Annotated in this window: 13 protein-coding genes; 9 read left to right on the top strand and 4 right to left on the bottom strand. The window is 57.0% G+C overall.

Annotation, left to right across the window (positions count from 1 at the left end):
* Positions 1-65 precede the first annotated feature (65 nt).
* From pspD to pspA, 4 genes are all read right to left on the bottom strand, one after another.
* A complete protein-coding gene (gene pspD, locus ACR6JA_RS05670; protein WP_008461357.1) occupies positions 66-296 on the bottom strand; it encodes a phage shock protein PspD in 231 nt (76 codons plus the stop codon).
* 127 nt (positions 297-423) lie between these two features.
* A complete protein-coding gene (gene pspC, locus ACR6JA_RS05665; RefSeq protein ID WP_039303566.1) occupies positions 424-783 on the bottom strand; it encodes an envelope stress response membrane protein PspC in 360 nt (119 codons plus the stop codon).
* On the bottom strand, positions 783-1,007 hold the full coding sequence (gene pspB, locus ACR6JA_RS05660) for an envelope stress response membrane protein PspB (RefSeq protein WP_008461355.1): 225 nt from the start codon (positions 1,005-1,007) through the stop codon (positions 783-785). The genes pspC and pspB overlap by 1 nt, the downstream gene beginning before the upstream one ends.
* A gap of 61 nt (positions 1,008-1,068) precedes the next feature.
* Positions 1,069-1,737 carry a phage shock protein PspA gene (gene pspA / locus ACR6JA_RS05655; RefSeq protein ID WP_008461354.1) on the bottom strand — a complete coding sequence of 223 codons (669 nt, stop codon included), beginning with the start codon at positions 1,735-1,737 and terminating at the stop codon, positions 1,069-1,071.
* Between the two features lie 172 nt (positions 1,738-1,909).
* On the opposite strand from pspA, the gene pspF reads away from it, so the two are divergent.
* The 9 genes from pspF (at position 1,910) to ACR6JA_RS05610 (ending at position 12,774) form a co-directional block, all read left to right on the top strand.
* Complete coding sequence (pspF, locus tag ACR6JA_RS05650; RefSeq protein WP_494493022.1) at positions 1,910-2,908, top strand: phage shock protein operon transcriptional activator; 999 nt, start codon at positions 1,910-1,912, stop codon at positions 2,906-2,908.
* A gap of 114 nt (positions 2,909-3,022) precedes the next feature.
* Positions 3,023-4,660, top strand: a complete 1,638-nt coding sequence (gene sapA, locus ACR6JA_RS05645; protein WP_494493021.1) for an ABC transporter substrate-binding protein SapA — start codon at positions 3,023-3,025, stop codon at positions 4,658-4,660.
* Complete coding sequence (gene sapB / locus ACR6JA_RS05640; protein ID WP_039294015.1) at positions 4,660-5,625, top strand: putrescine export ABC transporter permease SapB; 966 nt, start codon at positions 4,660-4,662, stop codon at positions 5,623-5,625. Before sapA ends, sapB begins: the two co-directional genes overlap by 1 nt.
* A complete protein-coding gene (sapC, locus tag ACR6JA_RS05635) occupies positions 5,612-6,502 on the top strand; it encodes a putrescine export ABC transporter permease SapC (protein ID WP_008461347.1) in 891 nt (296 codons plus the stop codon). The genes sapB and sapC overlap by 14 nt, the downstream gene beginning before the upstream one ends.
* Positions 6,502-7,494, top strand: a complete 993-nt coding sequence (gene sapD, locus ACR6JA_RS05630) for a putrescine export ABC transporter ATP-binding protein SapD (protein WP_166873439.1) — start codon at positions 6,502-6,504, stop codon at positions 7,492-7,494. The genes sapC and sapD overlap by 1 nt, the downstream gene beginning before the upstream one ends.
* Positions 7,494-8,300 carry a putrescine export ABC transporter ATP-binding protein SapF gene (gene sapF, locus ACR6JA_RS05625; protein ID WP_008461344.1) on the top strand — a complete coding sequence of 269 codons (807 nt, stop codon included), beginning with the start codon at positions 7,494-7,496 and terminating at the stop codon, positions 8,298-8,300. Before sapD ends, sapF begins: the two co-directional genes overlap by 1 nt.
* A gap of 275 nt (positions 8,301-8,575) precedes the next feature.
* Positions 8,576-9,367, top strand: coding sequence for an enoyl-ACP reductase FabI (gene fabI / locus ACR6JA_RS05620; protein ID WP_039294025.1), 792 nt, complete (start codon positions 8,576-8,578; stop codon positions 9,365-9,367).
* 211 nt (positions 9,368-9,578) lie between these two features.
* Positions 9,579-10,754: a CMD domain-containing protein gene (locus ACR6JA_RS05615; RefSeq protein WP_494493020.1), complete on the top strand. Its 1,176-nt coding sequence runs from the start codon at positions 9,579-9,581 to the stop codon at positions 10,752-10,754.
* A gap of 85 nt (positions 10,755-10,839) precedes the next feature.
* Positions 10,840-12,774, top strand: a complete 1,935-nt coding sequence (locus ACR6JA_RS05610; RefSeq protein ID WP_494493019.1) for an exoribonuclease II — start codon at positions 10,840-10,842, stop codon at positions 12,772-12,774.
* The last annotated feature ends 88 nt before the right edge of the window (positions 12,775-12,862 follow it).

Genomic DNA, 12,862 nt, shown 5'->3' with positions numbered 1-12,862 from the left:
ATCAAATGGGGCTGATTACCAAGAATCAAAACATTAAGCGGAAGATTTTGCCGCCGCGAGGAGGGTTATTTTGCCATGCGGCGGTCGTAACGGTCAGAGACGTTGCGCAGGATGCGGGTCAGTAACGGCTCCAGCACCACGGCCAGTATCATTTTCAGCGGGCGGCGGGCTACCGATTTGATCGCCCACGCCGCAAAACCCGCCGGGCCGAACCGCAGCGCGGCAAGTAAAGCAAGCTTCCCGGCAAGTTTCAGGCCTGGTTTAGCTTTCTGGCTGACGGAATGGAATGTAGTCATTGTCTCTCCAAAAGCGGTTAATTGCGGTGTGTGGTTGGCATTGAGCCTGGGCGCTCTCACCCCGGCCCTCTCCCCCAGGAGAGGGAGAAAACCTGTTTATCCCCTCTCCCTCAGGGATAGGGTTGTTTTACAGCTGGCGAAAACGGCTGCGCAGCGTGAAAGTGTCAGACGTAATGTAACGCTCCATCGAGCGTAAACGTTGCTCACCGGCGGCCAGTTCCGCATCCACCGCGTTCAGCAGATCGCGGTTGGTCGGTTGCGTATCTTTTTCATCTGCGCCGTAGGGCATCGGGTCCAGCACAAATGTCATCACGATGTAGGCCACCAGCACAAAGAACGACAGGCCAAAGAATATCGATAAAATTGCAATGGCGCGGACCAGTTTGACCGGCACATCAAGGTATTGCGCAATACCCGCGCAAACTCCTTTTACCATCCCTTTCTCAGGAATACGCCACAGCTTACGACCGGAAAATGAATTCACCATTAGTTGTTTCTCCAGTTCGGGTGTTCGGCATCAAGGATCTGTTCCAGAGACTGAATGCGCTCCCGCATCTGTCGCGCCTCATCGGTCAACTGGGCAAGCCGCTGCTGCTCACTCTGTGAAAGCTGCCCTGCATCAGGACGATTGCTGTAGTGAAGCCACAGCCAAATCGGCGCCACGAACAGCACAAAAATGGTCAGCGGGATAGCAAGAAAAAGCGCAGTCATGTGTACTCCTTACGGGTCAGGCTTGAGTCGCGATGCGCCGGGCGCATCGCGGCCTGGATTATTATTGACGATCCTGGTTCATTTTTGCTTTCAGCGCAGCTATCTGGGCGCTGATTTCATCATCGGCTTTTAGCTCGGCAAACTGCGCGTCCAGAGACTTCTGTTTGCCAAAGGCGTGGCTTTCCGCCTCGGATTCCATCTGGTCGATGCGGCGCTCGAAAGATTCGAACCGGGCCATCGCTTCATCCAGTTTACCGCTATCCAACTGGCGGCGAACATCGCGTGAAGAAGAAGCAGCCTGATGGCGCAGGGTCAGCGCCTGCTGGCGAGCGCGAGTTTCGCTCAGCTTGTTTTCCAGCTCGCCGATTTCTTTCTTCATGCGCGCCAGAGTTTCATCCACATGCACAACTTCATTTTCCAGCGTGACGATCAGGTCAGTCAGCTTCTGTTTTTCAATCAGCGCGGCACGCGCCAGATCTTCTTTCTCTTTACGCAGCGCCAGCTCGGCTTTTTCCTGCCATTCGGCCTGCTGCGCGGTAGCTTGTTCCACACGGCGGCTCAGCTGTTTCTTTTCGGCCAGCGCGCGGGCTGAAGTGGAACGCACTTCTACCAGCGTGTCTTCCATTTCCTGAATCATCAGGCGCACCAGCTTCTGCGGATCTTCCGCTTTCTCCAGCAGGGAGTTGATGTTCGCATTCACGATGTCGGCAAAACGAGAAAAAATACCCATAATTCAATCCTCTTAGTCATTATCTCAGGTGCCAGGCACTCTGCTCTGACAGGATATTGCAGCATCCGTGCCAACTTTTTACTTCATTGATTAATAAGAATTAATGTAAATTTGACGATCCCATAAAAGCCGCTATAGTGGTTAAATTAACTAACTATTAGGGAATTTAACCATGCCTGAAAACAAGGACAGCCTCATTGGAGAAGCTAATAGCTTTCTGGAGGTCATGGAACAAGTTTCCCGCCTGGCCCCGCTGAATAAACCGGTGCTGGTCATCGGCGAACGCGGCACCGGGAAGGAACTCATCGCCAACCGCCTGCATTTCCTCTCCCGCCGCTGGCAGGGGCCTTTTATCTCCCTCAACTGTGCGGCACTGAACGAAAACCTGCTCGACAGCGAGCTGTTTGGCCACGAAGCCGGCGCGTTTACCGGCGCGCAGAAGCGCCATCAGGGTCGTTTTGAACGCGCTGAAGGTGGCACGCTGTTTCTTGATGAGCTGGCCACGGCGCCAATGCTGGTGCAGGAGAAGCTGCTACGGGTGGTAGAATACGGAGAACTTGAGCGCGTGGGCGGCAGCCAGCCGCTACAGGTGAATACTCGCCTGGTCTGCGCCACCAATGCCGATTTGCCGGAGCTGGCCGAACAAGGGAAATTCCGCGCCGACCTGCTCGACAGGCTGGCGTTTGACGTGGTGATGCTCCCGCCCCTGCGCGAGCGGCGATCGGATATCCTGCTGCTGGCCGATCACTTTGCGATTCAAATGTGCCGGGAACTTAATTTGCCGCTGTTCCCCGGCTTTACCGGGAGGGCCTGCGAGACGCTGCTTAACTATGGCTGGCCGGGCAATATCCGCGAGCTGAAAAACGTGGTCGAGCGCTCGGTGTACCGCCACGGCTCAAGCTATGAGACGCTGGACAACATTATCCTTAACCCTTTCACTCATAAACCTGCCCCGCTCCATCAGGCCAGACAAGAGGCTCCGGCGCACCTGCCCGGCCTGCCGCTCGATCTGCGAAGCTGGCAAAACGAACAGGAGAAAAACCTGCTGGAACAAAGCCTGAAGCAGGCCACTTTTAACCAGCGCCGGGCTGCAGAACTGCTGGGCGTGAGTTATCATCAGCTACGAGCGATGCTGAAAAAGCACCAATTAAGCAGCCTGACGCCGGGCTGACCGGCGTTTTTTTCATCGTCCTGCGCAGAAAATTGCCGATCGTCACCAGTAATTTTGGGGAGAAGGCAAGAGTGCGATACACTTTGCCCATCACTTGAGATAACTCAAAAACTTATGCGCGGAATGCTCTCCTCCCTGTTACTGGGTTTATGCTGCCTGAGCGGCGCGGCGCGTGCCGCTTTGCCCGCTGAAAAACCGGCAGATATTCGCCGCAGTGGCTTTGTTTATTGCGTCAACGGGCAGGTCAACACCTTTAACCCACAAATGACCAGCGGCGGCCTGACCGTCGACACGCTGGCGGCGCAGCTTTATGACCGCCTGCTGGACGTTGACCCTTATACCTATCGCCTGGTGCCTGAACTGGCGGAAAGCTGGGAAGTGCTGGATAACGGCGCGACTTACCGTTTCCACCTGCGCCACAATGTCCAGTTCCAGACTACCGCCTGGTTTAAACCCACCCGCGCGCTAAACGCCGATGATGTGGTGTTTACCTTTGAGCGTATCTTCGACCGCAACCATCCGTGGCATAACGTTAACGGCGGCAGCTACCCCTATTTCGACAGTCTCCAGTTCCCGGAAACGGTGAAAAGCGTTCGCAAGCTGGATGACAATACCGTTGAATTCCGCCTCAATAAGCCGGACGCCTCCTTCCTCTGGCATTTAGCTACGCATTACGCATCGGTGATGTCCGCCGAATACGCCGCGCAGTTGACCAAAGCTGACCACCAGGAATTGATGGACAGGCAGCCGGTCGGCACCGGCCCTTTCCTGCTCAGCGAATACCGCGCCGGGCAGTACATTCGCCTGGCGCGTAACCAGCACTTCTGGCGCGGCGTACCGCTGATGCCGCAGGTGGTTGTCGATCTGGGTTCCGGCGGCACCGGCCGTCTTTCCAAACTGCTCACCGGCGAATGCGACGTGCTGGCCTGGCCTGCGGCAAGTCAGTTGACTATTCTGCGCGACGATCCGCGTCTGCGCCTGACGCTGCGCCCGGGCATGAATATCGCGTACCTGGCGTTTAACACCAACAAGCCGCCGCTGAATAACCCGGCCGTTCGCCACGCGCTGTCCCTTGCCATTAATAATCAGCGCCTGATGCAGTCTATTTATTACGGCACGGCAGAAACGGCCGCATCCATTTTGCCTCGCGCCTCCTGGGCCTACGATAACGACGCAAAAATTACCGAATACAACCCGGCGAAAGCCCGTGAGCAATTACAGGCCCTGGGCGTGGATAAACTGGAACTCCGCCTGTGGGTGCCGACCAGCTCCCAGGCCTGGAACCCAAGCCCGCTCAAAACCGCCGAGCTGATTCAGGCGGATATGGCGCAGATTGGCGTGAAGGTGATTATCGTGCCGATGGAGGGCCGCTTCCAGGAAGCCAGACTGATGGACATGAACCACGATCTGACGCTTGCCGGCTGGGCAACGGACAGTAACGACCCGGACAGCTTCTTCCGCCCGATGCTGAGCTGCGCGGCCATCGGCTCGCAAACTAACTATGCCCGCTGGTGTAACCCGCATTTCGACAGCGTGCTGCAAAAAGCGCTCTCTTCCCAGCAGCTTTCAGCCCGTATTGAAGCCTACAACGAAGCGCAGGATATTCTTTCCGCAGAGCTGCCGGTGCTGCCGCTGGCCTCTTCGTTAAGGCTGCAGGCCTACCGCTACGACATGAAAGGCCTGGTGCTCAGCCCGTTCGGCAACGCCTCGTTTGCAGGCGTGTCCAGGGAAAATGAAGAGGCGAAAAAATAATGATCATTTTCACGCTACGGCGATTATTGCTGCTGCTGATCACTCTGCTGTTTCTGGCGGTGGTCGGCTTTAGCCTCAACTATTTTACGCCCCACGCGCCGCTACAGGGTGCCTCACTGTGGAACGCCTGGGTGTTCTGGTTTGAGAGCCTGTTGCACTGGGATTTTGGCGTCTCAAGCATTAACGGCCAGTCGATTAACGAGCAATTACGCGACGTGTTCCCGGCCACCATGGAACTGTGCATTCTGGCCTTCGGCCTGGCGCTGCTGATTGGTATTCCGGTGGGGATGCTGGCGGGCATCATGCGCAATAAGTGGCAGGATAAGCTGATCAGCGCCCTGGCACTGGTAGGTTTTTCTATTCCGGTGTTCTGGCTGGCGCTGCTGCTGACGCTGTTCTTCTCACTGACGCTGGGCTGGTTCCCGGTCTCCGGGCGTTTTGACCTGCTTTATGAGGTCAAGTCCGTCACCGGCTTTGCGCTGGTGGATGCGTGGCTCTCGGACTCGCCTTATCGCAGCGAAATGATCGTCAGCGCCCTGCGCCATATGGTGCTGCCGGTCGCCGCCCTGGCCGTCGCCCCGACCACCGAAGTGATTCGCCTGATGCGGATCAGCACTATCGAGGTGTTCGACCAGAACTACGTCAAAGCCGCCGCCACGCGTGGGCTTTCTCGCTTCACTATTTTGCATCGCCACGTGCTGCACAACGCGCTGCCGCCGGTGATTCCCCGCCTGGGCCTGCAGTTTTCAACCATGCTGACGCTGGCGATGATCACCGAAGTGGTCTTTAGCTGGCCGGGCCTTGGCCGCTGGCTGATTAACGCTATCCGCCAGCAGGATTACATGGCGATTTCCGCCGGGGTGATGGTGATTGGCTCGCTGGTGATTATTGTTAACGTGATTTCCGATATTTTGGGCGCTATGGCCAACCCACTGAAGCATAAGGAATGGTATGCCTTACGATAGCGTCTACCGCGAAAAGCGACCGCCAAGCACGCTGCGTCTGACGTGGCGTAAATTCTATGGCGATACCACCGCGATGATTGGCCTCTACGGCTGCGGTGGCCTGGCTATTCTGTGCCTGTTTGGCGGTCTTTTTGCCCCGTATCAAATTGACCAACAGTTTCTGGGCTATCAGCTTTTGCCGCCGTCATGGTCCCGCTATGGGGAAGTTTCGTTCTTCCTCGGTACCGACGATCTTGGCCGTGACGTGCTAAGCCGCCTGCTGAGCGGCGCAGCTCCGACGGTGGGCGGCGCGTTTGTCGTCACGCTTGCGGCAACAATTTGCGGCATCGTGCTCGGCGTGATAGCGGGGTCGACCCACGGTCTGCGCTCAGCGGTGCTGAACCACATTCTCGATACGCTGCTGTCGATTCCTTCCCTGCTGCTGGCAATTATTGTGGTCGCCTTTGCTGGCCCACATCTCAGCCATGCGATGTTTGCCGTTTGGCTGGCGCTGCTGCCGCGAATGGTACGTTCGGTCTACAGCGCGGTGCACGATGAACTGGAGAAAGAGTACGTGGTCGCCGCCCGTCTGGATGGCGCTTCCACGCTAAATATTCTCTGGTTTGCCGTCATGCCCAATATCACCGCCACGTTGGTAACAGAAATCACACGAGCGCTGTCTATGGCGATTCTGGACATTGCCGCACTCGGTTTTCTCGATCTTGGCGCGCAGCTCCCTTCCCCGGAATGGGGTGCAATGCTCGGTGATGCGCTGGAGCTGATTTACGTTGCGCCCTGGACGGTGATGCTGCCGGGGGCGGCCATCATGATAAGCGTCCTGCTGGTTAACCTGCTTGGCGACGGCCTGCGCCGCGCGATTAACGCGGGGGTGCAATAATGCCGCTACTTGATATCCGCAATCTAACCATCGAATTTATGACCTCCGAAGGTTGGGTAAAAGCCGTCGATCGCGTGAGCATGACGCTGGGCGAAGGGGAAATTCGCGGCCTGGTCGGCGAATCCGGCTCAGGGAAAAGTCTCATCGCGAAAGCTATCTGTGGCGTCACCAAAGATAACTGGCGGGTTACCGCCGATCGTATGCGCTTTGACGATATCGACCTGCTGCGGCTCTCGCCGCGTGAGCGCCGCCGCCTGGTGGGCCACAACGTGTCGATGATTTTCCAGGAGCCACAATCCTGTCTGGATCCGTCGGAAAGAATTGGCCGTCAGTTGACCCAAAATATTCCCGGCTGGACTTATAAAGGCCGCTGGTGGCAACGCTTTGGCTGGCGCAAGCGCCGCGCCATCGAACTGCTGCACCGCGTGGGGATTAAAGATCACAGAGACGCCATGAGCAGCTATCCGTACGAGCTGACGGAAGGCGAATGTCAGAAGGTGATGATCGCCATCGCGCTGGCAAACCAGCCTCGCCTGCTGATTGCGGATGAGCCCACCAACGCCATGGAGCCGACCACGCAGTCGCAGATCTTCCGTCTGTTAACGCGGCTCAATCAGAACAACAACACCACCATTCTGCTGATTAGCCACGACCTGCAGATGCTGAGCCAGTGGGCGGATAAAATTAACGTGATGTACTGCGGGCAAACCGTGGAAAGCGCGACGAGCGAAGAGCTGGTTGCCACGCCACACCACCCGTATACCCAGGCGCTGATCCGCGCGATCCCTGACTTTGGTAGCCCGATGCCGCACAAGAGCCGGTTAAACACCATGCCGGGCGCGATTCCGCTGCTGGAGCAATTGCCGATGGGCTGCCGTCTGGGGCCACGCTGCCCTTATGCCCAGCGCAAATGCATTGAAGCGCCAAGGCTTGAAGGGGCGAAAAATCACCTCTACGCCTGTCATTTCCCGCTGAATATGGAGAGTCAGTAATGGTCGAAACGCTGCTGGAAGTCCGCAATTTAAGTAAGACGTTTCGCTACCGTACAGGTTTGTTTCACCGCCAGCACGTCGAAGCGGTGAAGCCGCTCAACTTTACGCTGCGCGAGAAGCAGACGCTGGCGATTATCGGGGAAAACGGCTCGGGTAAATCGACGCTAGCAAAAATGCTGGCGGGGATGATTGAGCCGACTACCGGCGAGTTAGTGATTGACGATCACCCTCTCCACTTCGGCGATTATTCCTGGCGTAGCCAGCGGATCCGCATGATATTCCAGGATCCCAGTACTTCCCTGAACCCGCGCCAGCGCATCTCGCAAATTCTGGACTTCCCGCTACGGTTGAATACCGAGCTTGAGCCAGAGCTGCGGCAAAAGCGCATTCTGGACACCTTACGCATGGTTGGCCTGTTGCCGGACCACGCCAGCTATTACCCACATATGTTGGCGCCGGGGCAAAAACAGCGTCTGGGCCTGGCCCGCGCGCTGATCCTCCGGCCAAAGGTCATTATTGCCGATGAAGCGTTGGCCTCGCTGGATATGTCTATGCGCTCGCAGCTGATTAACCTGATGCTTGAACTGCAGGAAAAACAAGGCATTTCTTATATTTACGTGACTCAGCACATTGGCATGATGAAGCACATCAGCGACCAGGTGATGGTGATGCACGAAGGCGAAGTGGTGGAGCGCGGCAGCACGGCCGACGTGCTCGCCTCCCCGCTGCATGAATTAACTAAACGGCTGATTAACAGCCACTTCGGCGAGGCCTTGACCGCTGACGCCTGGCGTAGAGATCGTTGATTTAGAGCACTTCGCCGCGCCATATTTCGCCTGCTTCCACTAAATAATTTGAGTTGCAGGCAGGCGGCAAGGGAGCATTTTTCAGGAGCTTACTAAAGTAAGTGACTGAGAAATGGGCGTGCAGCCAACACCCCTGCGGCTCAAATTATGACGTGGAAAAGTGGTCGGATTAACGCTTACGCAGGAGTCATGTTAGAATCGCCCGGTCTTAACGTCGGCCTGCCTGTTTTTTCACCTGCTGGCCGCAACAACAATGACTATTAAGGATTAAAGCTATGGGTTTTCTTACCGGTAAACGCATTCTGATCACTGGCGTCGCCAGTAAACTCTCCATTGCCTACGGTATTGCACAGGCGATGCACCGCGAAGGCGCCGAGCTGGCATTCACCTACCAGAACGAGAAGCTGAAAGGCCGTGTGGAAGGTTTTGCTGCCGAGCTGGGTTCAAGCATCGTGCTGCCTTGCGATGTGGCTGAAGATGAGAGCATCGAAGCGCTGTTTACCGAACTGGCGAAAAGCTGGCCGAAATTTGACGGTTTCGTTCACTCCATCGGCTTCGCCCCTGGCGATCAGCTGGATGGCGACTACGTGAACGCCGTTACCCGTGAAGGCTTTAAAATTGCCCACGACATCAGCGCATACAGCTTCGTTGCCATGGCGAAAGTTTGCCGTGAAATGCTGAACCCAGGTTCCGCCCTGCTGACCCTGTCCTACCTGGGCGCAGAGCGTGCTATCCCTAACTACAACGTTATGGGCCTGGCCAAAGCGTCTCTGGAAGCTAACGTTCGCTACATGGCTAACGCTATGGGTCCAGAAGGCGTGCGCGTGAACGCCATCTCCGCTGGCCCAATCCGTACTCTGGCCGCTTCCGGCATCAAAGACTTCCGTAAAATGCTGGCCCACTGCGAAGCCGTTACCCCGATTCGTCGCACCGTCACCATTGAAGACGTGGGTAACTCCGCAGCCTTCCTGTGTTCCGACCTGTCTGCCGGTATCTCCGGGGAAGTGGTTCACGTTGACGGCGGCTTCAGCATCGCAGCCATGAACGAGCTGGAACTGAAAGACTAATTTCTGTTCCTGAGCGAAGCGGGCCGCGGCCCGTTTCGCTATTTCCCCCTGCTTTCCTCGCCTGAATCCGATTTAGTTATACCTTTCCGATATTTATTATCACCGATCATTCTTTTGTCACCTCCCGAGCTTGCGCCAGGATAAAACAGCGAACCAGGCCCGGGTGCCACGTTGTATCCGGGTCTGCAAACTTTTTGACCAAGGAACGACCATGGAACAACGCCGCTTTTCTGGTAAAAGCCACTGGTATCATGAAACCCAGTCCAGTCTGTGCCCGGCGGATGTACTGCCTTTAGTTCCCGAAGCAGCGCAGGTTGAAGACCGCTTTCTGCTTGATCTAGCCCCTTCTGAAGCACAATTGATTGTCGAAGCCCCGTGGCTGGAAGCCGCCCGAGCGGTAGCCGATGTGCTGCTGCCGGAAAGTATTAACGTGACGCGTTTACACACCCTGAGTAGCTACGATCGCCTGAGCACGGCGCTGACCGTTGCGCAGGTCTACGGGGTCCAGCGCCTGTGTAACCACTATGCCGCTCGCCTGGCCCCCCAGCCCGGCCCCGACTCATCCCGCGAAAGCAACCGTCGCCTGACTCAGATCACCCAGTTTGCCCGCCAGCTTGCCAGCCAACCGACGCTTATCGACGATAGCGCCTTAGCGCAATTGGATGAATGCGGCCTCTCGGTGGACGATATTGTCTCCTTTACCCAGATTATCGGCTTCGTGGGCTTCCAGGCGCGCGCTATTGCCGTCTGGCAAGCGCTGCAGGGGCTGCCCGTTCGCTGGCTGCCGGGGCTTGACGGGCAACAGGACGCGGAACCTGCGTTGTTTACGCCTTACTCGGTCAACTGGCTTCCGGGGCTGGCGCCCGTTGAAATGCGCTATGCCCGGGCGGAACAGCTGGAAGTCTTAAGCATCAGCCAACCGCTGCGCACGCTGCGTGATATTGCCTGGCTGCTTGCTCACGATGAGCGGGCGCTTTCTTACCTCAGCCAGCTTACCCGCCTGTTCTGGCAGACCACCGCGCAGCAACCAGACGATGCGCTGCTGGTGGTGATGCTGACCTCACGGATTAACGGCAGCGCCGCCTGCTTTAGCGATGCCGCGGCGGCCTGGCAGGGAGATGCTGGATTGCCGGACGCGATGCGCAACGGGGAACGGGCGCTTAACGCCTGGAGTCATAATCACCCTCGTGAAAAAGCGATTATTCAGGCCGTGCAGTTGTTAACCCGCGCCCCGGACAGATTTAGCGCCGCGCAGATTCAACCTTTGTATGAGCAAGGTTTTAGCGAACAGCAGGTGCTGAAATTACTGGTTAGTGCCGGGCTGGCCGGGTGGATAAACCGCCTGAAAATTGGCCTGGGAAATACCGCTCAAGCGCTGAATCCATAAGCCTTCACGGCAATCAGCGCTTGCCGCAAGGTACGGTTTCGCGTAAAACTGTCAGCCGCTCTTTTGGCCACGAAAACGAAACGATATGCTTCAGGATAACCCGCTGCTCGCGCAGCTAAAACAGCAACTGCATTCTCAGACTCCACGCGCTGAAGGCGTGGTGAAAGGCACGGAAAAAGGGTTCGGCTTCCTCGAAGTCGATGCGAATAAAAGCTACTTTATTCCGCCGCCGCAGATGAAAAAAGTGATGCACGGCGACCGTATCAGCGCCGTCATCCACACCGATAAAGACCGTGAGTCCGCCGAGCCGGAAACGCTTATCGAACCTTTCCTGACGCGTTTTGTTGGCCGCGTTCAGAAAAAAGACGACCGCCTGTCAATTGTGCCGGATCATCCGCTGCTGAGAGATGCCATTCAGTGCCGCGCAGCTCGCGACGTGACCCATGACTTCCAGAACGGTGACTGGGCGGTAGCTGAAATGCGCCGTCACCCGCTAAAGGGCGACCGTGGCTTCTATGCCGAGTTAACGCAATTCATCACCTTCGGCGACGATCACCTTGCGCCGTGGTGGGTGACACTGTCACGTCACAATCTTGAACGCGAAGCGCCGGACGGCGTCGCCACCGAGATGCTTGACGACGGCCTGGTGCGCGAAGACTTAACGTCGCTGGATTTTGTCACCATCGACAGCGCCAGCACAGAAGATATGGACGATGCGCTGTACGTTGAAGAACTTGCCGACGGCAAACTGCAGCTGACCGTGGCCATCGCTGACCCAACGGCGTGGATCGCAGAGGGCAGCAAGCTCGACGGCATCGCCAAAATTCGTGCCTTTACCAACTATCTGCCTGGCTTCAACATTCCAATGCTGCCGCGCGAGCTGTCAGACGATCTCTGCTCCCTGCGCGCCAATGTTGTCCGCCCTGTCCTCGCCTGCCGCATGAACATTGAGCAGGACGGCGCTATCGCCAGCGACATTCATTTCTTCGCCGCCAATATCGAGTCCAAAGCCAAGCTGGTTTATGACGAAGTCTCTGACTGGCTGGAAGAGAAAGGTGGCTGGCAGCCGCAGAGCGACGCCATTGCGCAGCAAATTCGCCTGCTGCATCGCGTTTGTCTGGCCCGCAGCGAATGGCGCCAGACCCACGCGCTGGTCTTTAAAGATCGCCCGGACTACCGCTTTGTTTTGGGCGAGAAAGGCGAAGTGTTGGATATCGTGGCCGAGCCGCGTCGTATCGCAAACCGTATCGTTGAAGAGTCGATGATTGCGGCTAACGTTTGTGCGGCCATCGTGCTGCGCGAGAAACTGGGCTTCGGGATTTATAACGTTCATACCGGTTTCGATCCGGCCAATACTGAACAGCTGGCAACCATGCTGCAAACCCACGGCATCACCGTGGACGCGCAGGAAGTCCTTACGCTGGCAGGTTTCTGCAAACTGCGCCGCGAACTGGACGCTCAGCCTACCGGGTTCCTGGACAGCCGCATTCGCCGTTACCAGTCGTTCGCCGAGATCAGCATCGAGCCTGGCCCGCACTTCGGCCTTGGTCTCGAAGCCTATGCCACCTGGACTTCCCCAATCCGTAAATTCGGCGATATGGTTAACCACCGTTTGCTGAAAGCGATTATTAAAGGCGAAGCGGCGACGCGCCCGGCGGAAGAAACCACCGTCCAGATGGCGGAACGTCGCCGTCTGAACCGGATGGCCGAGCGTGACGTGGGCGACTGGCTGTACGCTCGCTTCCTGAGCCCGAAAGCCGGCACCGACACTCGCTTCGCCGCAGAGATTATCGATGTTAGCCGCGGCGGGATGCGCGTACGCCTGGTGGACAACGGGGCCGTGGCGTTTATCCCTGCACCGTTCATCCACGCGGTACGTGATGAGCTGGTTTGCAGTCAGGAAAACGGCACCGTGCAGATCAAGGGCGAAGTCGTTTATAAAGTGACCGACGTTATCGACGTGACCATCGCGGAAGTTCGCATGGAAACGCGCAGCGTTATCGCTCGCCCTGCGGCCTGATCCTGATTTTCACTCTATAAAGCCGGGCGCTCTGCCCGGCTTTTTCATTTCTGTCATCTCAATGTGCCGATATATTGCACATCCTCTG

The sequence above is a fragment of the Cedecea sp. B1(4) genome, from assembly GCF_059414925.1.
Note: the sequence above shows the minus strand (reverse complement) of the source record. Positions and strands in the feature narration are given on the sequence as shown.